Below are 22027 nucleotides of genomic sequence, written 5' to 3' on the forward strand. Positions count from 1 at the left end.
GATTTTAATAGAACAGATTTTGATTTTGATAGAAAAGTTAAGTAGCTTGATGCGACAACTATATTGACAAACACCGATCTTTAAAAAATGTTGTACTTCGGCTGATATCGAATGTATGTAAATAATATTCGTGTAAGCCGTATTTTTCTTTTGCAAAATCAACTAATTCCTCTATTCTCGTATCCATCTAAATCTCCCTACTATTTAATGTATTATGTATAACCTCTTCTACTTTTCAATATTCTTTACAACTATCAATATATCTATAATAGGCTTTGCAAAACCTATTGTTGGGATAGAAGTACTCCCTATATGGTAAATCCCAATTATCTCATTTTTAAAAGTATGTTTAAGAATTTTTTCTTCTTTATAGTACTGTTTTCCCCAATCTTCTGTCCAAGGAAGTATTATAGTTTTTCTCATTGGCACCCCTAGATTATTTGACTTTTTCAAGAAACTTTCAACTTCCTTTTGTATTTTTAAGATGATAGCCCTTTTTTGTTCATCTTTAGGAACACCTACCCAATTAGGCTTCCAAAATAAAAGCGAATTAATGATTCCTCCTTAACTAACTGCTGCATTAGTTAAAATATTTCTTAATATATTTTGCATTATTAATAACCTTTATTTTATCTTTATGAATTCCATATTTGTTAAAAAAATTAACCTTACCAACTTCTTCAAAATAACGATTCCATTTAAACATTTTAAAAAATATCTCTACTGTTGGTTTGTAATTTGCTTTTTCTAATCGAAGTTTTTGTTTTAGAAACCTCTTTATAATCCGATAAGTTCTTATTGAGTATTTTGTATCTAAAAAGAAAATCACTTCTGCGCTATGAAAACAATTGCTTACCCACTCTTCATTGTGTGTTCCTTCAATTATCCAACTGTCTGATTGTAATATACTGTTTAAATACTCTTCCCTTTCTTGTTCCGTTCTTCTTATATCTCCGGACTTATGCCTTATCCAAACTACATTATCTAATTCATAATGCGGTATATCTAACCTTGAAGATATTTCTTTTGCTAAAGTTGTTTTACCACTTCCAACTGATCCAATAATATGTATTCTTTTGCAGATTGCCATTTTCAATAACATCAACTCCGCAACATAAATTTATATAGACATTTCGATATTAGGGTTGGATTTACCTTTTATTATTTGAATTAGTAACACTATTCCATCTTTTTCGATTATGGGCTATCAATAAATTTATCTCGCCCTACAATATGATCCTATAATGTAAACGGGCGCTGATCCTTATTACGGAATCACGCCCTTTACAATAAAATCACTTCATTGCTCTTACACTAACGCCCCTGTTAGTCATACATAAAGACTTACACATTAATTGCATGTTAAGTGATCTGATAATAAGTCATCGTTTCTTACCTTTTCGTTCTAAAAATATAGGTGCTATATTCAGTAAGATAGAAACAATTGTCAAAAACCAGAATGCCCTTTCCATACTAGGCACTACATCCTCTATAGCTGCCCAATCTTTTACTTCCACCCACTCCGATACAAGGCTGTATCCTGCACAAAGTGTCAATGCTGTCAATGATAGTCCCATTGCCATCGCAAGTTTGTAATCTTTACCGGTTGTGTACATGTACAAGTTTATAAAAGTTGCTGCTATTGCAATAAGACCTATCGCTAACCACATAATGACGCCTCCATTATACTTCTGTTTTTTATATAGACATAAATTGTAATTATATGGTTCCCGAAAGCTTGAATTTCATCCCATTTGTTAGACAGAGCCCAACAAGGCGGTGCAGTTTTTCTATGGCTAAAATGAGCTTAGAGGATAAATTAGTATCAGCCACTGCATCAATGATAAAAGGCATAAGCCAGATACAACATCGAACTCATCTCCAATTAGTTGTCTGAAATAACATTTTCTAGCTTTTGGGAAGCATATCAATTATAGAATCACGCCCGTTACTGAAGATTGGTTTTCTTTGTTTCCAAAATATTATTTAAAAACACAATTTCAATGTAAATTGCAAATTGGGTACAAAATAGCAAGTTACTGCTCAACACTTAAAAATTTATTATCTTTTATGTCGTAGTTACCGTATTTCCTTGAAAGTACAACTGTTTTTACGGCAAATTTTTCATCGGCGAATACTAATAGAAAACCGTCATCTAAAATATCAATTCCCCCGTTATTGCCTTTAAATTTAATAGCCATTGAATCTTCAATAACTTCATTTGATGTATAAGGTCCAAATACATCGACTTTGGCCCATTTAAAATCGGTAAGATCCGTTAAATCAATTTGTATTTCACCATTTTCTAAAAGGGAACCAATTTCCCTAGCTAAAACCGCGTCTTGGCTAGCTTCATTTCTTCCAAATAAAGTAACGGACAAACCTAGAGCAGCAATCATTAAAATTACATACACCATTCTTTTCATAACTACTTACATTTCCTAAATTCATATATTCCATATTTTAGAAGACGTTAAAGAGCAAGGGATTGTTCCCAAAGCGGTGTCTGAGAACGATTATGGATATGCTTTCTGAATTTAAGCATTTTTTCAGTTAAATACCCCTCGCTCTTTCCATTGATCGAAATACTTTTGGTAACCAATTTCTTCAGCAGGCCTCGTAAATTGAGTAGATAGACCCCGGTAAGCCTTCATTAGTCGGATTTCCTTCGACATCCTTGAAAAGCGTTTCGAATGTATTTACATCGGCTGATGATGTCACGCCATTTTCGTTGGATTCAAGAAGAATGAAAACAAGCGCAGATCCTTAATACAGTTTTGCGCCGAAAGTTGAACAAGTTATTATTTAGGATAGATTACACCGTTTTTCAAAAAATTAATTACCATTTCTCTAAGCTCTTCTGGCGCTCCCCAATCTTCATCAAGAAATTCATCTAAAGTTGTGAGCTCCATAACCGCTGATGGGTACTCCACCCTTAGAACTTCTATAATGATAGCTCCTAGTAAAACTACTTTACCAATACAGGATAAACGTCCATTTACCCCCGCCGTTAACAAATAGACGAAATTAACCCAATTATAGAAAGCGTTTTTTCATCGTCGTTTTTGAGAAGTTGTGCTATATTCAAAGTGTCAGGAGTGAGTAGATGAAAAAGTTTTTAACAATTACCGCAATACTTCTTGTTTTACTTGGAGCAGCTGGCTATGCTGTGTGGCATTTCGGGACAAATATCGCTTCCGAAAAAATAATCGAAAAAATGGAAACGACTTTGGATGACGAAAATCTAGAAGAAGTGAATTCCTATATCGCGAACGATTCGAAGCTTCAGGAAATTGTAAGCGAGGCAGCAACTACTAATCCCGATACGCTTCCCTTCCAAACTAAGGAAGAAGCGACACGTGTGTTAATAAAAAAAGTGGGCGTTAATCGTTTACTAGATATTCAGCAACAAGCTCAAAATGATTCAATCAATAAGGATGAAATATTATCCGAAATTGAAAGTAAACTGTCTGAAGATGAAATTTCTGCTTTAAAATATGTTTTGTATAAGGAATTGAATAAGTCAAACTAGCCCTTTAAAAGTTGAAATTAAAATAGCATAGAGGCTGGGATTCACAGAAGGTTTTTCAACAAAGCCATTATTCATTTACTATCATTGCCCCTATTACGTTGCAGCCTCAAAATGGATCCGAGTACAGGCGGCAACACATTGGTGCATATGATAATTGATAATCCACATAGTGTTGCTGCAAGCGGTTCAGAAGCTGGTGTAGCATTGACCGGCCTTGTTATTCAGATCCGAATAACATTTGTTTGTGGATTAACAATGGCATCGTAGAAAAAAGAGCACAGGAACGAAAATTCGTTCCTGTGCTCCCTCACTCGTGCCCGAGGATCTTTTTTAGTGTGCTCTCCTCGTTCTGTTTAATTTGCTAAAGAAGTTACGGATTTTAGCCTTAGTGGTAACTTTGTAACAAATTGTTGTTCCCATCCAGGCAAACCGCGCCAATTCCTCACACTATCCTCCGTGCAACAGTGATGGAACGTCTAATTTTGCATCGGGTCCCCAATGTCTATCGGAGGGCGCTGAAAACTACGGCTATTAAAAATCCGATTTCATTTTTAGTAACAGCCCCTCTCGCATTGGAATGAATCCACATTTACGGATAGGGTTTTTGGCTCTTAATTAAGTGATGAAGAAATAAGCGAAGTTTTTCCGCTTATTTGCGCAATAGGGCTCATTTCGGGATAAATAAGCGGAAATTTTCCGGTTATGCAAAGGAAAATCCCCCATTTTCATATTTTTTTGATCAATAGTCGGAATTTCTCCGTCTATTTACGCCATTTTATGTTGTATTTTTAAAATAAGGGGAATTTTTCCGTCTATTGAGGCACTTAAACAGATTTCCCAACCGCTTTTCCGATTAATCATCGTTTTGAAGCGCCGAAAAATCCGCTCAAGTGTCCCAACAACTACTTAAAAGCTTGCGCCGCCTTCACAGCTTTGCCCCAGCCTGCATATAAAGCTTCGCGTTCATCATCGCCCATCGCCGGCTCGAATTTGCGGTCTAGATTCCAGTAGTTTGAGATGTCTTCTAATGTATCCCAATAGCCTACCGCTAAGCCTGCTAAGTAAGCAGCGCCTAAAGCAGTTGTTTCATTTACGACAGGGCGATCCACGGGCACATTTAAAAGGTCTGACTGGAATTGCATCAAGAAATTATTTCTAACTGCACCCCCGTCTACTCGTAACGTGCTTAACGGAATGCCTGAATCCGCTTCCATTGCACCTAAAACGTCACGTGTTTGATATGCAAGCGACTCCAGTGTAGCACGTACGAAATGCTCTTTTTCCGTGCCGCGTGTCAGGCCGAATATTGCTCCGCGCACATCTGAGTCCCAGTAAGGTGTACCTAGACCAACGAATGCCGGCACAACATACACGCCTTCAGAAGATGTAACGCGTGCTGCATACGCTTCACTTTCCTCTGCTGTCCGGAACATACGTAAGCCGTCGCGCAGCCACTGGATAGCAGAACCGGCTACGAAAATACTTCCCTCCAGCGCATATGTTACTTTGCCGTCCAGGCCCCATGCAATTGTCGTTAATAAGCCATGATCAGATTTTACCGCCTTTTCACCTGTGTTCATTAACATAAAGCAACCAGTGCCATATGTATTTTTCACCATTCCTTGCTCAAAGCAAGCTTGCCCGAATAATGCTGCTTGTTGGTCACCCGCAATACCTGCGATCGGAATTTCCTGGCCGAAAAATTTATCGGCATCCGTATGGCCGTATACTTCAGAAGAAGAACGCACTTCTGGAAGCATCGAAGCTGGAACTGTTAAAATATCGAGTAGCTCTTCATCCCATTTTAAATCGTAAATGTTGAACATTAATGTCCGTGATGCGTTTGAATAATCGGTTACGTGCACTTTACCGTTCGTTAATTTCCAGATGATCCATGTATCGATCGTACCAAATAGGAGATCGCCATTTTCCGCTTTTTCACGAGCACCTTCTACATTATCCAAAATCCATTTCACTTTTGTACCTGAGAAGTACGCATCAATGAGTAAACCTGTTTTATCGCGGAACATATCATTTAAGCCACGCGCTTTTAAATCTTCACAAATATCCGCTGTTTGACGTGATTGCCAAACGATTGCATTGTAAATTGGCTGACCTGTATGTTTATCCCATACTACCGTCGTTTCACGCTGATTTGTAATACCAATCCCTGCAATTTGAGTGGCGTCCAGATTTTTTTCCGATAATACAGCTGCGATACATGAAAGCACAGAAGACCAAATTTGCTCCGGGTTATGCTCTACCCAGCCTGATTCCGGAAAATATTGCGGGAACTCTTGCTGTGCCGAGTGATACACCGTCCCATTTTTATCAAATAAAATTGCTCGAGAACTTGTTGTACCTTGGTCTAGCGCCATCATAAATTTTTCTGCCATCTTCCATATCCTCCTACTCTTCTACAGTTGATACTGTCATTTGTGCAGCTATGAAAACCGCCGCTACTATTACACTGAAAATCCAGAATAAAGTTGCATCTGCACCATTCCAGATGAAGCTAAAGAATACTGCCCCGTAAACACCACCGATAATTGGGGCAACTACAGGTACCCATGCATACCACCAAGCTGAATCTCCTTTACCAGGAATCGGTAAAAGCGCGTGTGCAATACGTGGACCTAAGTCACGGGCCGGGTTAATCGCATAACCAGTCGGACCACCCAACGCCATACCGATCACAATAATCAGTACACCGACTAAAAATGGATTTAATCCTGCTGTAATTTCGTTTGTGCCCAACGCTAAAATCCCTAATACTAATGCAAATGTGCCTACCATCTCAGCAATCATGTTGGAAGGAATATGCTTTACTGCTGGTGTTGTAGAGAATACGCCAAGTTTTGCCCCTTTGTCTTTTGTGCCTTTCCAATGCGGTAAATAAACAAAGTACACTAACACAGCACCTAAAAATGCGCCAAGTAGCTGTGCAGCGATAAACATCGGTACATCAGCCCATGCAAAGTTGCCAATTGTCGCTAAAGCGATTGTTAATGCAGGGTTTAAGTGTGCCCCGCTAATGCCGCCTACTGCATAAGCCGCCATAGCTACGGCAAAGCCCCATGCAATGGTTATCACGACCCAACCACCACCTTGACCTTTCGATTTGTGTAAGGAAACTCCTGCTACAACGCCGCCACCGAATAAAATTAGTAGCATAGTGCCGACTAATTCGGCTGTAAATGTTGACATTCCAAAACCTCCTTAGTTATGTTATATTCTGTTAATTACATACTTAGAAGAATAAAAAAAGTCCGCAAGCAACTATTGTTTTACGATTTACGTAAAACAATGCTACATGCGGACTCCTTCACTCAACCACGTATTTATTGACTTAAGAATCATAATAGTTTGAAATTATCCATTAGTCAATAGCTTTTTGGAAACGGTTCCATAACTCTTTATTTGAGGTAGTAATGGCAACTGCCCCTGCATCAAATGCCTGCTTCATCTGCTCATCCGTCCGAATTAACCCCCCTGTAATAACAGGAATGCCTGTATGCGTACATACTTCCTCAATCATTTCCGGGATAACACCTGGAAGCAGTTCAATAAAGTCCGGTGCAGTTTGTTCAAGCAGCGAATAACTTTTTTCAAGCGCAATTGTATCGATTAAAAAGACACGTTGAATCGCTAAAATACCGCGGGATTTCGCCTTTAAAATCATATTGGAGCGTGTAGAAATAATGCCTGCCGGACGAATATCGTTACATAAATAATCCGCGGCAAAATTGTCCGTCTTCAGGCCGTGAATTAAATCCGCATGAATAATTAATTTTTTCCCGTGACGATCGGCTTCTTGCTTCAGCGCCCGCAAATGACTTAAATGCACTTCAAGCAATACGATATATTCGAATTCACTTTTTACAACTTTATCAAACTGTTTAATTGTTCGGGCAGCGGGAATAATTTTTTGATTATTGAACGACATAGCTTCCTCCCTAATTTGGAAATACCTATATAGTAATATGGCTCATCGGCTGCGCTAATACAAATTTCCCGCGCGTTTCGATGAGCCAAAATTATTTTATCTTATTTATTTTACATTATTTCGCCGTTGTTGCACGCGTAATTTCAATGTTTAACAGTTCTGTAAACTCCGATAATTGTGCATCCGTCCACTTTAACTGCTGGGCCATATGTGCTAAAACTGCCTCTTTATGCGCCAAAACAGATGCGATATTAAAGAACATATCACCTGTACGACGCACGAAGAAATCTGCCGGCGTTGCTACAAGTTCGTGCTCGATGCCATATTGCAGCTGTGCAAATAAAGCTTTTGGCATCGTGTCGTCTGCTTGCGCCACATAGCTGAATACTTTTTCAACATTCGAGCCGTAATGCTGAGCCAAATAAGCCGCTTCCTCTTTCGTTAAGCCCGCCTTCACTCCTGGCTCTGTCTTTTTCGAAATAAACGTTTGTATATGCTTCGAGCCGCCTACTTCACCACCGGAAATCGTTATATTTTTTGTAATACACGGCTTGCTCGCTACGCCAAATTCGGCTTTTAAGCTCGCCGCAATTTTATCTACAACTGCTTCAGCCATTTTACGATAGCCTGTTAATTTACCTCCCGCAATGGTTACTAAGCCTGAAGCGGATTCCCACACTTCATCGTGACGGGAAATTTCTGACGGTCCTTTCCCTTCTTCATGAATTAACGGACGTACACCAGCCCAGCTTGACTCAATATCCGCATCCGTCACTTTTACATTAGGGAACATATAGTGAATGGCGTTCAGGATATAATCTCGATCAGATTGTTCGATATCCATATCGCGCGGGTCCCCTTTATAAAATGTATCTGTCGTACCTACGTATGCTTTACCGTTGCGCGGAATCGCAAATACCATGCGGCCGTCCGGTGTATCAAAATAAACCGCCTGCTTTAACGGGAACTTTGATTCATCAAATACGATATGCACACCTTTTGATAAAATTAAATGTTTACCGCTTGTTTCCCCTTCGATTTTGCGTACATCATCTACCCATGGACCTGCTGCGTTCACCACTTTTTTCGCATGAATTTGGATTGTTTCATTCGATAGGAAATCGGTCGCTTCAATGCCGACAATTTTTTTCGCATCATTATATAAAAAACCTGAAGCTTTCGTATAGTTCGCTAAAACAGCACCTTTTTCAATCGCGGCTTTTGCAACTTCAATTGTTAAGCGTGCATCGTCTGTACGGTATTCAACATATACACCGCCGCCTAATAATTCAGCCTGCTTCACTAACGGCTCTTTTTCCAATGTTTGCGCACTATTTAACATATAGCGGCGCTCAGTTTTTTTAACTCCAGCTAAGAAATCGTACACACGCAGGCCAAGGGATGTTGAGAATTTGCCGAATGTACCGCCTTTATGGAACGGTAATAACATCCATACAGGTGTTGTTACGTGCGGCCCATTTTCATACACGATCGCACGCTCTTTCCCTAGCTCGGCTACTTCTTTAATTTCAAATTGCTTTAAATAGCGTAAGCCGCCGTGCACTAATTTTGTCGAGCGGCTTGACGTACCTGCCGCGAAATCCTGCATTTCCACTAATGCGACTGATAATCCGCGTGTAATGGCATCAAGCGCAATTCCCACACCTGTAATACCGCCGCCAATAACTAAAACGTCATATTCCTTGCTCTGTAAATCATTAATGATGACTGAACGTTGTAAAGATGAAGCTGTTGACATAATAATTCCTCCTTCATGTAGACAAAAAAAGAGAGACCTTAAGGAACACACAAAAATGGTCTTGTGCGCTCTATAAGGTCTCTCTTTTACTCAAACCGGTCTATTAACTTGGCTTTATCTTAACGCTTTAAACTAAAAATTGCAAGTCATTTACTTCGCTTGTAACGCTTTCATTCAATTAGATCCCAATAATTATTGGATTCCGGAAGACGTTACTATTGTTGGCACTTACTTGGTTCTAAATTAAGTCTGTCCAGTCGATAATCTTCAATTAATTCAAGATTTCTTTTATTGCCCAAATAGTTTTTTATTTGCTGATTAATATTAGGAATCAACAAAATTGAATCCAAATTTTCTAAAGGAACCCATTTCACCGCAGTTTGAAAAGGGTCTGGACAAAGGGATGATTTGGATATTGAGTTATTCTTTAAAATGCATTCAAAAATAAGATGAAGTCCATGTTTTACATTAACATCATAATCCCCGGATTGCTTATGCGGGGAAAACTCATAAATTAATGCTAACGGTCCGACATCAACATGTGCCGAAGTTTCTTCAAACACTTCTCTCGCGACACCCTCTATTATCGTTTCCCCCGGCTCAAGTCCTCCACCAGGTAAATTATAATGTACCCCATTATGATCATACTCAACTAAAAGTATCGAATTATTCTCGATTATAAGCCCTGTACATCGTATTCTTACATGTGACAATTTTCCACCTCATCCTTTAAAATAATTAGATTTTCAATTGTTTTTCCAGAAGGTACAATTTAGCCATTAAGTATGCATGTGCAGTGAATAGTTGTGTATTAATTTGTTTTGCCCTAATTAAACTATCCATTTCATTAAAATCTATCAATTTAATATTAATCTCTTCAGTATGATCTAGGTCTTGTTCAAACTCCTTATAGGCATCGAGCATCAGGAAAGTAATTACTTTGTTGGTTTGTGTGGCTGGGTTAATCATAAAGTCGCCCAAAAAAATAGGCGTTCTTTCTGAAATATAACCTGTCTCTTCTCTTACTTCTCGGATTATCCCTTCCTCGTATGTTTCATTCTCTTCTATTTTTCCAGCAGGAACTTCTATGAAAAAGTCTTTACCAGCATAACGATACTGTTCAACAAGTACAATTTGGTTCTCTTTCGTTATAACTACAGCATTTACCCAATCAGAATATTCGTGTACATAATAGTCATCAATTACAATCCTATTTGGAAGCTCACATTGATCTTTTTCAATTCTCATTCTAAAGTGATTCATTATTCTTATCTGTTCTTCAGTTAACTGTTCTTTTCTCCAGTACATATGCATCAAGCTATACTCAAAGACTTCTTTTAGTTTTATAAACAAAGGAAGTAAATCTAACATTTCCTTGGTCATATTATTTTCCTCTTGGTACCCCTCGATGATTGCTTTTGTAATACCTCTTCCATATTCCATGATGTTTCCGCCACCGACAAATGAATACTCGATTGCACTATAAATGGGAACAGCTAAATCAAAGATATAAAAATGCCTCTCACAATCCTGAAAATCAATCATTGACAGTTTTAAATCACGATCTACCACAACATTTTCCAACCATAAATCCCCGTGTAACAATCCATAATTGGCATTGTTTTTTGGAAGGTTTTTAATCTTTGTTAAATTTTCTTGTGCAACCTCTCTAATTATAGTTTCTTCCTCAGGAATATATTTCAAGAAAGCATATTCCTCATTTTGATGCCAATCCTTTATATACCTAATCGGATGGTTTTCTTCATATTTTTTTGGAGAGGCGATGCAATAGACCGATTTGCCTGCCTAACTCTTTTAATACATCTGCATTCCATTGATTTCTTGATAAGTGCCTACCTGGGGCAGCTTCATAAAGAACCGCTAAGAGTTCCTTATCGTTAATGGCGATCTTTTCTACCTCTTGACCATTTATCGAAACAATTACAGGAGATACCCCTAGTCCTGCTTTATATAGGTAGTTTGTATAGGTAACCTCTTCTACTTGTTCATTTTAACCTTTGTAGTTAGTAATCCTTGCAAAATATTTGCCTTGTGCTCCGGTACACCGAAACATTTCATTTGTTACTGCTTCGACTTTTATAAAATCCACTGGATATATACCGTTAAACAATTCTAGTATTTGTTGTTCCATAGTAGCTTTCTCCCGCCTATATAAATAGATTATTACTAAACTTGCTATTCTACTTACAGAATCGCGCCCGACCGTGTAAAATCACCATTCATTTAAAGGACCATTACTTCAATAAGATTGCAGTGATTTTATCTCTCTACCAATAAAATTAGCTGGTACAGGGCTTATTTCTAGTTCTCTTGCCCAAATAGAAATTTGACCTACATGGTGAATTTCATGGGTAATTATATGATGTAATATTTCTTCTGAAGTGTATTTTTCTTCATCCCAAGAAACCCGAACAAATTTTTCTTTGCTATCTGAATTAGTTTTAAAAAATTCAACGATTTCTTTCCGTGCTTTATCTGAAAGAGATTTAACTTTTTCAAGTGTATTATATTCATCAAACTGAAAGACAATATCTTCTTTTCCTTGAATCCCACGAATCCAACTATATTCCACATCTATTATATGAAAAAGTGTATATAATATATTTCCCACTCCACCTCTTCGGTCTTTTGACAACTCGTAAATTGTAAGTTGATTGCACCATTCAAACCATTCATCTCTAACCTGCCAGTTATATTCAAACAATTTAATCATTGTAAATCTCCAATCTAGCTATTTATTTTAGATAATTTATATAATAGAAAATATCCTATAATTATTCTGCATGCTGAGGTTCAATACCTTGTATACATGAAGTTAACTCAATTTATAATAATTATGGTTCGCTAATCCCCATGGCTAATAATAGAATAGCAATCCGTGTTCGATCCTCTTTCTGTATAGAAAAAAATACTTGCCATCACAGGCAACATAGATAGAATCCCAAAAATTGTCCCTACTTTTCTTTTTTTCAAAATCAGTCCCCCCTCAACTCCTTTTGCAATACAGGCAAGCGCTGTTGCTTTATACAATATTTGCCCGAATCTTGAAAACTACTTCACCTATATTTTGATTTCCTGCTTAAAAATATCTTAACAGCATTCCCATAAATATTCCATTTCTCTTTACAGGTCAATTTTATTCGATGTCTTGTCCAACTTGCAGTAAAGCAAAAAATTCCCTCCAACTCAAATAATGAATTGAAAGGAATTTACCGTGTATTTTTCAAAATTATTTTTCGATTATTTTTTATAAACGAGGATCGATTGTATCGCTTTCTAACGCGAGAGTTGCAAGTGCACATTCATGAACACGAGTGCTACTTTCTAAACTTACAAAGCGTGAAATACCTTCTAAGCCTAATTTGAATTCTAATAAGGCGTTTTTCATTTTACGAGAAGGATTACGCTGTTTTAACTTTTTCATAAATGCTTCATTGGTATAGTCCATGCCGTATATGATGCGTAAATATTCACGGCCGCGCACTTTAATAGCTGGCTGCAGTAATTTTCCTTTATAGTAGGCTAGGAAATCCAATGGCTTAATGACAATGCCCTCGTGACCATTTTCAGTCATGTCCTGCCACCAGTTCATTACTTCCTGTTCATCCTTTTCGCTTTCGATTAAACGATATTCTGTTGCAATAAACAGTTCGCTATCTTTAGCTAAATGCGCATTCATTTGCATATGCCAGCTATGAGGCTGATGGAAGTTTGTTGATGAGCTATGTGCAAGAATATGAAATGGGGCTATTTGTATGCCCGATAGCTCATTTGTTGGCCAGCAATAGTTTTTGAATACCGCATCAAAGCGTGCAGCGTTTTTATACTTTTGTGTGTATTCCTCCAGCCAGCTTGTCACGTCCACATGCTCTGTTGCCTTAAACTTTTCGATGAGCTTATAGCGATCCATTATTGCATTTTCAGCGACCGTTTCATATTGTTGATCGATTAAGCGATGTGCTTTTAAATTCCAAGGTAAAATTTCGGCGTCCATTAAGACGAAGTTTGTTTTGAATTGCTCAAAGTAATTTTTAGCGGCTAGCTCAGCATGGATTTTTTCAACCATTTTTTCCTGCTGTGTATGTTCAAAGAAAGCTCGACCTGTACGTGTTGTAATGTAGCCTAGGCTGTCACTGTTAATGAACTCTTTTGCCACGGCTCTATTTTTTGCAATAAAGATGACTGCGCGGCTGCCCATATGCTTTTTCTCAGCAATCATTTTTTGAATACCGTTTTTCTTATAGTAATGAAATGCCTCTGCAGGGTGTTCCAAGTAGTCCGGTAGTGCAGATGTTTGTGGTGTTGGACTCATTGTTGGCGGAATGTAGATCACCTGCTCTAAAGGCAATGTATGGTGGGAGAATGTATCCATTGCTGCCAAAGCTTTTTCTTTCGGAATTGTTATTTGATCCCCACTCGTTGTATGAACAGCAAAACCTTTTATAAATTGTGCTACATTTGGCGGACTAAATCGCTTGTTTTTCGCCTCTAAAATAGGGTTGTCCTCAGTGCCGGCATAGTTTGCGAATGCTTTCACACTTTTAAATGTCTGCTCAGGATATTGAAATGCCGTAAGCTCGCCGCCAAATACAGCTCCCTGGTCAATATTAATTGTTCGGTTTGCTTTAAACGGCAGTATTTTAACGTCATGTCCCCAAATAATCAGCTCACTTGTTTTATGCTGTGTAAACCAATCACCACGTACAGTCTTACTGGAACTGTCCGTTTGCTGAGTATCACCGTAACGGCAAAAGTCAGAAATACGTTTAGATTCCTTGCCGATGTAATGATCCTTTATACCGGCATGTGTAACAACAGCTTGGGTAATATTATTTCTCGTTAAAATATAATGTGACGGAGCTTTTAATAGCATGTTTGCGAAACGTTCTTTTAGTGCTTTAGCAGTCTCTTCGCCATGCACCTTTGCGTACTCGGTAAATTCTTGCTCAACAAGTTCATCCCCGTGGTTGAGCGAAACGTTTTTCCCTTCTAGCCAGCGCGCTATTTTCCAGCCATGATTGCTGTCTGTCATATAGCTTAATCCAGCTTCAATTTGATTTAACCAAAATTTCATTGTTTCAATTGATTTAGGGCCGCGGCTCATGATGTCGCCTACAGAAATTAACCGGCGTCCAGCTGGGTGAACATATACATCGCCGCGCTGTTCATAGCCAAGTTCCTTCAGGAGCACAATCATCTCATCGTAGCAGCCATGAATATCCCCAATAATATCAAAGCCGTTTTCTGTTTCTAAATAAAACTCATTTGAATCTCGAATAATTTCGACTTCTTCGTCATCTACTTTATAAACTTTAGCGAACGGCTCTTTTTTAATTGCTTTCAGCTCATACTTCAACGTATTGAATTGCTGCAACACACGTTTATTACCTCGTGGGTGATCGCGTAACCTATCACGGGCTAGCAGTTGCTCTTTTGGTGTAGTTAAAATAAGCGCTAGAACCGGTACATGATGACGCTTAGCAATTTCAAAATATTTGGCGCGTTCAAAACCGCGTAAATTTGTTGCATCAATTATCGATACTTTATTTAATTTTGCACGGGCTTCCACAATCGTATGAAGCGCGTTAAAAGCCTGTTCTGTAATGCGCTGATACTCTTCGTAAACAATGTCCTCATCATCCTTTGATATAGCTGAAATATCAATAAAATCAACATCCGCAACAAGCTTACGATAGTAGTCAGAGCTTATAATCTCGCTTTCAAGGAGCTGACCTGAATCAACTAATGATTGCAGTAATGTTGTTTTCCCACTATTCGAGGGTCCAATTAAAAGTACAATCGCCCCATTTGGAAGTTTAAATTGCATGTGAATCTCTCCTTGTCATGATACACATTTGAGTAGGAGCACCGTATTGCTCATGTACAGAACCGATCCCTTCAAATTGCAAATCATAGTTTGGCGCAACAGCTATACACCACGCCTCAAACTGCTTGCGGTCCCATTCGAAGCGGTGATCATCATGACGCATATCCTCAAGTTTGTAAACTGTATTATACTCCGCGTTTGGTGTCGTAATAATTAGATGCTTTGGCGTGTAGTTTTGTGTTATGAGCTGCATAATTTGAGGCAGTCTTTCCTCATCAATATGCTCAATGACCTCGCATAAAATAAATACATCCGCCTCTGTAAACTCTTTGTCCTCATAGTAAAGCGATCCCCATTTAATAATAGGTGTCGTGGCGAATTGCTTATCAGCAAAACGTTTTTCCATTTTAGCAAGTGCATGATTACTTGGATCCACAGAGTATAGCTTTGAAATTGTGTTCATTTGCGCAAGAAGCATCGATAATTTCCCTTCTCCTGCCCCCATATCGATGACTGTTTTAGGCTTAAAAGCGGCAACTGCACGAGCTATAGTTTCATAGCGATGCGTATTTAGTGATGGCTTTTCTACTTTTTGCTCATTTTCTTCATTAAAGAACAATTGCTTAAAGCGTAATGCTTTTTTATAAATAAAATCACGCATTGGATGGTTTTCAAGCCATCCCTGACCGTAGTGTTGCAGACGTTCACGCTCTGCTTCATCAATAAAGTAATGCTTATAGTCATCCATTACAGGTATTAGAATAAAAATTTGTTGTAATGCCATCTTTAAAGTAATGTTATTAGAGAGCGTTAAAAAACGTGCCCGTTTTGCTGCTGTCATTGTATCAAATGTCACATCATAGCCTAGTGGTTCCCATAAATTTTGAATTTCTTCGTCTGATAGGCTTGATGATATTGGGCCAAACTCAAACGTAAATGGAAATTCCATTGATGCATATGTTATATATTCTTCCTTAGGCTTTCCGTTAAGCGCTGTGCCTAAAGCTGAGCGAATAAGTGATAAGAAAATTGTACTTACAGCAAATTCACGGTCATTAATATAATGGGTGATATCAAACGCTTCATTTTCTTTAACGAGCGCTAATGAATCGGGTGTAACAAAAATTGAAGCGTGTAATTCGTCATCTGTCATTTTATGATAAACAAATCGGACCGCATGACCTTTTACTTGGCGCTCATAAACGGTTGCCGGGTTTTTCGCCAGTAGATGTGAAATTGCTTTCACATGAGGATTTTTCGTATAAATAGATAATTGCATAAATTTAAATTTTCTCCTTTAAGGCATTATTACTAATTTCTATTATAAATGAGAGCTAGAAGGGATGTTTGAAAAATTAAAACGTACCTAATAAAGCCACATTTAAATTTCCGATTCCCAATTTTCACCTAATTTGCAAAAAATGGTCGTGTTCTACTTTTCAGGCGTTCCGTTCCTCATTTTAATTAACAACATTCTAATGACTATAAATCAGCTTTGCAGTTCACTCATTAAAGCATGTGTATTTTCTTCAGTATCTTTAAAGAAGGTCATCCACGTTTCTGTATTTCCAATTTTTGCAACGACATGAGGCTGGTCGATAAAGGAAACTCCCTTTCCAGTCAATTCTTCAACAGATCTTTTTATATCTTGTACCTGAAAATAAAAAACTGAACTTGAATTTGCATACTGATTGTTTTCTGGTATTGAAAGAAGCAGGCGTAGCCCATTGCAATGGAAGAATGCCATATTTTCTGTACTGAATAGCAGCGGTAAGCCCAATACTTCTTTATAAAATTCAATTGCACGTTCAACATTTTTTACTGGAATACCGATTTGTCCAATTTTTTGAATTTTACTAGTTTCCATCATTTTTCCTCCATTCACCTTTGAATAATATTTAGTCACATTTCATTAAATAATTTACAATGTGGCTTTAAAAAGTTTTCCCTCATACCTTGTAGACATTTAGTTTTTAAATTGCCCTTTGCTACCTATTGAGGGGATTCTATAAAAGAAAGAACTTTAAACTGTTCATCTAAAGGTTTAATTTAATGTTCTTTGAAAATTAGTTTGAAGTTAGGCTTAAAATCAACCTCAATGGTTTGTGTCAGTGTATCATCTTCAACTCTCATCAAAATACTTGATGAGTCCTTTTTATCATCTGTAATTTCGAATTTGTACACTCTTTTAAAGCTTAAATAAGTGATTAAGTTTTCTGAGCTACGATTAGTTACTCGGATAGTAACTTCACCATCAGATGGAGCAATCGTAACAATAAAATTTTCAATCCCATTTGAAAATATATAAGCTGCTTCGTTATAGAAAAAATCGATTGCATCAGACGGAGATTCCAAAAAAATTGGCTCACATTCGAATAATGATGGTAGCTCATTTTCTTCTGGGTACCAATGCATTAACAGTCACCTCAATTTCACATCTAAGTGTATCATTTGCTTCATGTAAATATAAGAAGAAATCTAACGAAGCGGGTTAGGCAAAGATTATAGAAATGTTTGTACTTTATTTTAATTATTTTTTAGTATACGCTTATTGTAAATAATGGATATTACTATATATTAACGTCAGAGAATAAATCAGTAAAAACTTTATAATAAAGGATGGTATGAATGAGAGAATTTAAGGAAGTAACAGTAAAAACAGTTGTTCAGAAACCGGTTAGGAAAGTATGGTAATATTGGACAGAGCCAGAACATATTAAAAAATGGAACAGTCCTTCAGATGATTGGCATACACCATCTGCTTAGAATGATCTTAGAGCGGGCGGGAAATTCGTTTCAAGAATGGAAGCAAAAGATGAAAGTATGGGATTTGATTTTGGTGGAATATACGATGAAGTAAAATTGCATGAAGTCATTTATTATACAACGGGAGATGGAAGAAGAGTTAAAATCAGCTTTAAAGGACATGGAAACGAAACGGAAGTAGTTGAAACGTTTGACGGCGAAACCGAACATCCAATTGAGTTTCAACAACAAGGATGGCAGGCAATTTTAGATAATTTCAAACAATACACAGAGCTAACAAATAAATAAACAGTATATTTATAATCAATGGCTTTTTTAGGGGTTAATTAATATCCAAAACTGCAAAACGTGCGCTAATTCCTCAATAATGGCGCACGGTTGCAGTATAAAAGTAATCAAATACCATGAATTAAATGTTCCTCAGTATTTTTTCAACAATAAAATTACCCCAGCCTTCATTGTAAAAGGAGAAGATTTATTATTTATATAATTTTTCTTCTTCAAACTCACTGTTGTATGTGGCTTCAGGCGTTGCTCTAAACGCGCAACTATAATCTGCCTAATCCTTTTTTATACGATAAAAGCAAAATATAAAAGGAATAACAGGCAAAGCACATACATAATCGGATGCACTTCTTTAGAACGCTTTTCTGTGACTAAACAAATTGGGTAAATAACAAAACCTAACCCAATCCCGATAACCACACTGGAAGTTAGCGGCATCATAATAATTGTTAAAAATGATGGGATCACAATTTCCAACTTCGTCCAGTCGATTCTGCGGATTTCCATCGCCATTAGTGCACCTACAATAATTAAAGCAGCTGATGTTACTTCCACTGAAATAACGTTAACAAGCGGCGAGAAGAATAAAGCAACCACGAAACAAGCTGCAATTACAACTGACGTAAAGCCGGTTTTTCCTCCGACAGCAATACCGGCAGAAGATTCAACACTTGTCGCAGGTGTTGAAGTACCTAAAACAGCGCCAATTACACCGGCAGCTGAATCGGCAAGCAAACCTTTCCCGATATTTGGAATCTTATTGTCTTTCATCATGCCTGCTTGGCTCGTCAACCCAATTAACGCACCCGCTGTATCAAAGAAGGCTACAATTAAGAACGTGAAAATAACTGTCAGAATTTCCGGTGTAAAAATCTCGTCTAAATGACCGAACACAACACCAAATGTCGGCTCTAAGCTCGGTACACTTCCTACAATCGATGAAGGTACCTCGATTAATCCGAAAATCATACCAACAATCGTTGTAATAACCATTCCGTAAAAAATACCGCCATTAATGCCGCGTACTAACATAACGATTGTCAGAATCAGACCTAAAACGGCTAGTATTGTCATTGGTGATGTTAAATCGCCAATCGACACAAATGTATCTGGATTACCAACCACAATGCCGCCATTTTTCAGCCCGACAAATGTAATGAAAAATCCAATACCTGAAGCGATCGCATATTTTAAATCGATTGGAATGATATTAATTATCTTCTCACGGATTTTAAATAAACTTAATAGCATAAAAATAATGCCGGCAACAAATACACCCGTTAAAGTGACTTGCCAATCGATGCCCATTCCGATACATACGGAGAAAGTGAAGAATGAGTTTAATCCCATACTCGGGGCAATCGCGATCGGAAAGTTTGCAAGTAAGCCCATCAGCAGTGTGCCGATAATCGCAGTAAGCGCAGTTGCAGTGAATACAGCCCCGTGATCCATTCCTGATTGACTCAGTATAATCGGATTGACGATCAAAATATAGGCGATCGATAAGAAGGTCGTAATCCCTGCAAGTGTTTCCATTTTATAGGAAGTGCCCCGTTCTGCAAATTTAAAAAAGTTTTTCATGCTGTAATCTCCTCGTATTTGCGAATATAAAGATTGAACGGGAATAAGTCTAACTGTCACTTTAGAAGTACTTCATTTATTTTCCTAAAATATAAAAAAGCTTTGACCACTAGTCGGCCAAAGCTTTTCTACAAAATGGAAGAAAAATATATTATTATTTTCCCATTCCTTGTAGTCAGCTATTATCGGTAGCTGGTAGAAACTTTCAAGCCATCTTCTTGAATTTATACAAGGTATATCTTTTCTTTTAAAAACAATAGGAGAATGATAACAATTTTAATTTAAATCGTCAATAGTATTAATTGGATTAAGTTTTTTTGTTGACAGAGGCGGAAATATTCTAAAGAAAAAGAGAAATCCAGGCATATTTTAAGCGAAGCGGCAGGACAGTAAAAAACAGGCTGATTCACGCGATTTGAGATGAAGGAGGCCGCTATTAACGGTTTGGAATGCCGTTTAAGTGCCCACTTAATCAATAGACGGAAAAATTCCCCTTATTTAAAAAATACACTCAAAAATGACCCAAATAGACGGAGAAATTCCGCCTATTGACCCGAAAAATATAAAAATGGAGGATTTTTCATTGGATAACCGGAAAATCTCCGCTTATTTCCCCCGAAACAAGCCCTTTTGCGCAAATAAGCGGAAAAACTCCGCTTATTATCCCTTATCGCTTAATTAAAAGCCATAGTCACTATCTGTAAAAGTGAATTTTGACCATTACATAAGAGGAGCTTCCCTTATTAAAAATGAAAATGGATTTTTAGTAACCGCAGTTTTTCAGCGTACATTTCAGCCATCAGCCTACTAAAGAAAAGGCTGCAATTGATTCATATTTTGGTGTACTTTCCAGATTTGTTTTATATAAGATAATTTCACTTGCCGGAAAAGATAAAGTCTCTCCTCTAAAAGGGTTATACGTAACTAAATCGGCCATTTTGAAATCTTCATTTCCCCCCCATTTCCGGGCCAAGGTGATATGAGGATGATAGGGACGTGTTTCTAAAGAGAAGCCTGCTGCAAGACAAGTTTGATGAACAATTTTTTGAAGCTGAAATAGCTGATTCACTTCATTCACGGCTCCCCAAAATATGCGAGGGGCTTGTTGAGGACCAAACACATTCAGTCCTTCGATTTCTAACATAAAAGCTTTTTGCCTCTTAATTGCGTCGCCAACTAATTCAATAACGGATGGAAGTTGTTGTGGGGTTACTGAGCCAAGAAAAGCAAGGGTGATATGATAATCATTTAAGTCCACCCAACGCTTAAACTGGAATATTGGTTTAACTTTTGTCAGTTCATCGTGAATTGTTTGTTTAACACCATCCGGGAGACGTACTGCCCAAAAATAGTGGGTCCCTCCATTCATATACTTTCACCTCTTTTTATAACTAACCTGTCATTATTATTATTATTATTTTAGGTACGTCTAAACACGCATTAATGCGCCATGAGGCTTCGTAAATCCAGACCTGTTATTTGATTCATTTCACCATTTACCGATCTTTCTTTATGCTTTCCTGCGTCATCTTCACTAGCTCTCTGACCATGCCCCCACCAATCTTCCCGCCTACTTTACCGGCTTCTGCAGATGTAAGCTGACCATTATATCCGTCTTTCATAGGGATTCCCAATTCCTTAGCTACCTCTAATGCTGCATCTTCTGGTTTGCTAGCACCTGCTACTTTCGCTTTTAATTGATCAAGCTCTTGTCTAGCTTCGGGTACGATAATTTTATTCCGGTTTTTCTTTGCCATCTTATCACTCCCTTTATACTAGCTTAAGCAATAAAAAGCAAAAAATGCTATGCAGATAATGTCAATCATTTCATCAATTTTCTTATTCCCGGTCCGTCAACAGAATAAGCGAGCATACGTGCTTTCGTCATTTCGTTTGCTGCATTAAAAGTTTCTGCTTATTTTTGGCGTTCAAAGGATATATAACGCGTACCCTGAAATGATAATAAACCAAGATCTCGCTCAACCAGCATCCCATACTCTGAGCCATCAACGATTAATTCCATCCGATCTCCGCTTTGTACTTCAAAAGTCACATAATATGTAGTGCGCGAATGGTCACCTTGAACGTGAATCCGCTTTGAGACAACTTCTGCCGGGACCGTAAGAAGCGGAGAATTATTATTTTTAATCCCCTGTTTGACGCTCGATATTACGCTGTAGATTATTAAGCCAAAAATAATAATAAATATAATGCCAATAAATCCTGGAACAATCGAAAACATCATATCATCAAAAAACATCTAAACACTTCCTTTTTGTATTTCTATACGTTCATATTACAGGAAGAGTT

At 37.7% G+C, this 22027-nt stretch carries 22 protein-coding genes, 2 pseudogenes and 1 riboswitch; of the genes and pseudogenes, 3 read left to right on the forward strand and 21 right to left on the reverse strand.

Annotation, left to right across the window (positions count from 1 at the left end; all coding sequences use genetic code 11):
• Positions 1–228: 228 nt before the first annotated feature.
• The 5 genes from ACTHOQ_RS11890 to ACTHOQ_RS11910 all read right to left on the reverse strand — a co-directional run bounded on the left by ACTHOQ_RS11890 (position 229) and on the right by ACTHOQ_RS11910 (position 2933).
• Complete coding sequence (locus tag ACTHOQ_RS11890; RefSeq protein ID WP_440496365.1) at positions 229–453, reverse strand: GrpB family protein; 225 nt, start codon at positions 451–453, stop codon at positions 229–231.
• Between the two features lie 127 nt (positions 454–580).
• Positions 581–1096: a P-loop NTPase family protein gene (locus ACTHOQ_RS11895; protein WP_440496366.1), complete on the reverse strand. Its 516-nt coding sequence runs from the start codon at positions 1094–1096 to the stop codon at positions 581–583.
• Positions 1097–1382: 286 nt separating this feature from the next.
• Positions 1383–1670, reverse strand: coding sequence for a hypothetical protein (locus tag ACTHOQ_RS11900; protein ID WP_440496367.1), 288 nt, complete (start codon positions 1668–1670; stop codon positions 1383–1385).
• A 366-nt stretch (positions 1671–2036) separates the two neighbouring features.
• Positions 2037–2426: a hypothetical protein gene (locus ACTHOQ_RS11905; RefSeq protein WP_440496368.1), complete on the reverse strand. Its 390-nt coding sequence runs from the start codon at positions 2424–2426 to the stop codon at positions 2037–2039.
• A 375-nt stretch (positions 2427–2801) separates the two neighbouring features.
• Positions 2802–2933 carry a hypothetical protein gene (locus ACTHOQ_RS11910; RefSeq protein WP_440496369.1) on the reverse strand — a complete coding sequence of 44 codons (132 nt, stop codon included), beginning with the start codon at positions 2931–2933 and terminating at the stop codon, positions 2802–2804.
• Positions 2934–3106: 173 nt separating this feature from the next.
• Between ACTHOQ_RS11910 and ACTHOQ_RS11915 the strand changes: the two genes are divergently transcribed.
• Together ACTHOQ_RS11915 and ACTHOQ_RS11920 are read left to right on the forward strand one after the other, a co-directional pair.
• Positions 3107–3532 carry a hypothetical protein gene (locus ACTHOQ_RS11915; protein ID WP_440496370.1) on the forward strand — a complete coding sequence of 142 codons (426 nt, stop codon included), beginning with the start codon at positions 3107–3109 and terminating at the stop codon, positions 3530–3532.
• A gap of 111 nt (positions 3533–3643) precedes the next feature.
• Complete coding sequence (locus ACTHOQ_RS11920) at positions 3644–3799, forward strand: hypothetical protein (RefSeq protein ID WP_440496371.1); 156 nt, start codon at positions 3644–3646, stop codon at positions 3797–3799.
• 635 nt (positions 3800–4434) lie between these two features.
• On the opposite strand, the gene glpK is transcribed toward ACTHOQ_RS11920, so the two are convergent.
• The 12 genes and pseudogenes from glpK to ACTHOQ_RS11980 form a co-directional block, all read right to left on the reverse strand.
• Positions 4435–5928 carry a glycerol kinase GlpK gene (glpK, locus tag ACTHOQ_RS11925; RefSeq protein WP_440496372.1) on the reverse strand — a complete coding sequence of 498 codons (1494 nt, stop codon included), beginning with the start codon at positions 5926–5928 and terminating at the stop codon, positions 4435–4437.
• A gap of 13 nt (positions 5929–5941) precedes the next feature.
• A complete protein-coding gene (locus tag ACTHOQ_RS11930; RefSeq protein ID WP_440496373.1) occupies positions 5942–6739 on the reverse strand; it encodes an MIP/aquaporin family protein in 798 nt (265 codons plus the stop codon).
• Positions 6740–6911: 172 nt separating this feature from the next.
• The gene (locus ACTHOQ_RS11935) at positions 6912–7478 is read right to left on the reverse strand and encodes a glycerol-3-phosphate responsive antiterminator (RefSeq protein ID WP_440496374.1); all 567 of its coding nucleotides are present in this window, start codon (positions 7476–7478) and stop codon (positions 6912–6914) included.
• Positions 7479–7593: 115 nt separating this feature from the next.
• Complete coding sequence (locus ACTHOQ_RS11940; protein ID WP_440496375.1) at positions 7594–9237, reverse strand: glycerol-3-phosphate dehydrogenase/oxidase; 1644 nt, start codon at positions 9235–9237, stop codon at positions 7594–7596.
• 215 nt (positions 9238–9452) lie between these two features.
• Positions 9453–9950 (reverse strand): NUDIX domain-containing protein, encoded by a 498-nt coding sequence (locus ACTHOQ_RS11945; RefSeq protein WP_440496376.1) that lies wholly within the window; start codon positions 9948–9950, stop codon positions 9453–9455.
• 25 nt (positions 9951–9975) lie between these two features.
• Positions 9976–10500 carry an NUDIX hydrolase gene (locus tag ACTHOQ_RS11950; protein WP_440496431.1) on the reverse strand — a complete coding sequence of 175 codons (525 nt, stop codon included), beginning with the start codon at positions 10498–10500 and terminating at the stop codon, positions 9976–9978.
• Positions 10474–11389 (reverse strand): annotated as a pseudogene (locus tag ACTHOQ_RS11955) (phosphotransferase enzyme family protein); the annotation flags it as partial. The gene ACTHOQ_RS11950 and the pseudogene ACTHOQ_RS11955, both read right to left, overlap by 27 nt.
• Positions 11390–11497: 108 nt before the next feature.
• Positions 11498–11971 (reverse strand): DinB family protein, encoded by a 474-nt coding sequence (locus ACTHOQ_RS11960; protein ID WP_440496377.1) that lies wholly within the window; start codon positions 11969–11971, stop codon positions 11498–11500.
• 534 nt (positions 11972–12505) lie between these two features.
• Positions 12506–15085 carry an AAA family ATPase gene (locus ACTHOQ_RS11965; protein ID WP_440496378.1) on the reverse strand — a complete coding sequence of 860 codons (2580 nt, stop codon included), beginning with the start codon at positions 15083–15085 and terminating at the stop codon, positions 12506–12508.
• The gene (locus ACTHOQ_RS11970; protein ID WP_440496379.1) at positions 15075–16364 is read right to left on the reverse strand and encodes a methyltransferase domain-containing protein; all 1290 of its coding nucleotides are present in this window, start codon (positions 16362–16364) and stop codon (positions 15075–15077) included. The genes ACTHOQ_RS11965 and ACTHOQ_RS11970 overlap by 11 nt, the downstream gene beginning before the upstream one ends.
• Positions 16365–16574: 210 nt before the next feature.
• Positions 16575–16952, reverse strand: a complete 378-nt coding sequence (locus ACTHOQ_RS11975) for a VOC family protein (protein ID WP_440496380.1) — start codon at positions 16950–16952, stop codon at positions 16575–16577.
• A 182-nt stretch (positions 16953–17134) separates the two neighbouring features.
• Positions 17135–17500 (reverse strand): hypothetical protein, encoded by a 366-nt coding sequence (locus tag ACTHOQ_RS11980; protein ID WP_440496381.1) that lies wholly within the window; start codon positions 17498–17500, stop codon positions 17135–17137.
• A gap of 213 nt (positions 17501–17713) precedes the next feature.
• On the opposite strand from ACTHOQ_RS11980, the pseudogene ACTHOQ_RS11985 reads away from it, so the two are divergent.
• Positions 17714–18139, forward strand: a pseudogene (locus ACTHOQ_RS11985) (SRPBCC family protein).
• A 282-nt stretch (positions 18140–18421) separates the two neighbouring features.
• Here the strand turns inward: ACTHOQ_RS11985 and ACTHOQ_RS11990 are convergent.
• The 4 genes from ACTHOQ_RS11990 to ACTHOQ_RS12005 all read right to left on the reverse strand — a co-directional run bounded on the left by ACTHOQ_RS11990 (position 18422) and on the right by ACTHOQ_RS12005 (position 21977).
• Positions 18422–19717 carry an NCS2 family permease gene (locus tag ACTHOQ_RS11990; protein WP_440496382.1) on the reverse strand — a complete coding sequence of 432 codons (1296 nt, stop codon included), beginning with the start codon at positions 19715–19717 and terminating at the stop codon, positions 18422–18424.
• Positions 19718–19869: 152 nt separating this feature from the next.
• A riboswitch (purine riboswitch) is annotated at positions 19870–19969 on the reverse strand.
• A gap of 547 nt (positions 19970–20516) precedes the next feature.
• Positions 20517–21086, reverse strand: coding sequence for an RNA 2',3'-cyclic phosphodiesterase (gene thpR / locus ACTHOQ_RS11995; protein WP_440496383.1), 570 nt, complete (start codon positions 21084–21086; stop codon positions 20517–20519).
• A gap of 127 nt (positions 21087–21213) precedes the next feature.
• Positions 21214–21474, reverse strand: a complete 261-nt coding sequence (locus ACTHOQ_RS12000; protein WP_440496384.1) for an alpha/beta-type small acid-soluble spore protein — start codon at positions 21472–21474, stop codon at positions 21214–21216.
• Positions 21475–21632: 158 nt separating this feature from the next.
• Positions 21633–21977 (reverse strand): DUF2500 domain-containing protein, encoded by a 345-nt coding sequence (locus ACTHOQ_RS12005; RefSeq protein ID WP_440496385.1) that lies wholly within the window; start codon positions 21975–21977, stop codon positions 21633–21635.
• Between the last annotated feature and the right edge of the window lie 50 nt (positions 21978–22027).

This window comes from Solibacillus silvestris (genome assembly GCF_051967575.1).
GTDB lineage: Bacteria > Bacillota > Bacilli > Bacillales_A > Planococcaceae > Solibacillus > Solibacillus silvestris_B.

Excerpts from the sequence above, each read along its gene's own strand:
- ACTHOQ_RS11900 (WP_440496367.1), bottom strand. The coding sequence starts at position 1,670 with ATGTGGTTAGCGATAGGTCTTATTGCAATAGCAGCAACTTTTATAAAC.
- ACTHOQ_RS11905 (WP_440496368.1), bottom strand. The coding sequence starts at position 2,426 with ATGAAAAGAATGGTGTATGTAATTTTAATGATTGCTGCTCTAGGTTTG.
- ACTHOQ_RS11915 (WP_440496370.1), top strand. The coding sequence starts at position 3,107 with ATGAAAAAGTTTTTAACAATTACCGCAATACTTCTTGTTTTACTTGGA.
- ACTHOQ_RS11920 (WP_440496371.1), top strand. The coding sequence starts at position 3,644 with ATGGATCCGAGTACAGGCGGCAACACATTGGTGCATATGATAATTGAT.
- glpK (WP_440496372.1), bottom strand. The coding sequence starts at position 5,928 with ATGGCAGAAAAATTTATGATGGCGCTAGACCAAGGTACAACAAGTTCT.
- ACTHOQ_RS11930 (WP_440496373.1), bottom strand. The coding sequence starts at position 6,739 with ATGTCAACATTTACAGCCGAATTAGTCGGCACTATGCTACTAATTTTA.
- ACTHOQ_RS11935 (WP_440496374.1), bottom strand. The coding sequence starts at position 7,478 with ATGTCGTTCAATAATCAAAAAATTATTCCCGCTGCCCGAACAATTAAA.
- ACTHOQ_RS11940 (WP_440496375.1), bottom strand. The coding sequence starts at position 9,237 with ATGTCAACAGCTTCATCTTTACAACGTTCAGTCATCATTAATGATTTA.
- ACTHOQ_RS11950 (WP_440496431.1), bottom strand. The coding sequence starts at position 10,500 with ATGAATCACTTTAGAATGAGAATTGAAAAAGATCAATGTGAGCTTCCA.
- ACTHOQ_RS11960 (WP_440496377.1), bottom strand. The coding sequence starts at position 11,971 with ATGATTAAATTGTTTGAATATAACTGGCAGGTTAGAGATGAATGGTTT.
- ACTHOQ_RS11965 (WP_440496378.1), bottom strand. The coding sequence starts at position 15,085 with ATGCAATTTAAACTTCCAAATGGGGCGATTGTACTTTTAATTGGACCC.
- ACTHOQ_RS11970 (WP_440496379.1), bottom strand. The coding sequence starts at position 16,364 with ATGCAATTATCTATTTATACGAAAAATCCTCATGTGAAAGCAATTTCA.
- ACTHOQ_RS11975 (WP_440496380.1), bottom strand. The coding sequence starts at position 16,952 with ATGGAAACTAGTAAAATTCAAAAAATTGGACAAATCGGTATTCCAGTA.
- ACTHOQ_RS11980 (WP_440496381.1), bottom strand. The coding sequence starts at position 17,500 with ATGCATTGGTACCCAGAAGAAAATGAGCTACCATCATTATTCGAATGT.
- ACTHOQ_RS11990 (WP_440496382.1), bottom strand. The coding sequence starts at position 19,717 with ATGAAAAACTTTTTTAAATTTGCAGAACGGGGCACTTCCTATAAAATG.
- thpR (WP_440496383.1), bottom strand. The coding sequence starts at position 21,086 with ATGAATGGAGGGACCCACTATTTTTGGGCAGTACGTCTCCCGGATGGT.
- ACTHOQ_RS12000 (WP_440496384.1), bottom strand. The coding sequence starts at position 21,474 with ATGGCAAAGAAAAACCGGAATAAAATTATCGTACCCGAAGCTAGACAA.
- ACTHOQ_RS12005 (WP_440496385.1), bottom strand. The coding sequence starts at position 21,977 with ATGTTTTTTGATGATATGATGTTTTCGATTGTTCCAGGATTTATTGGC.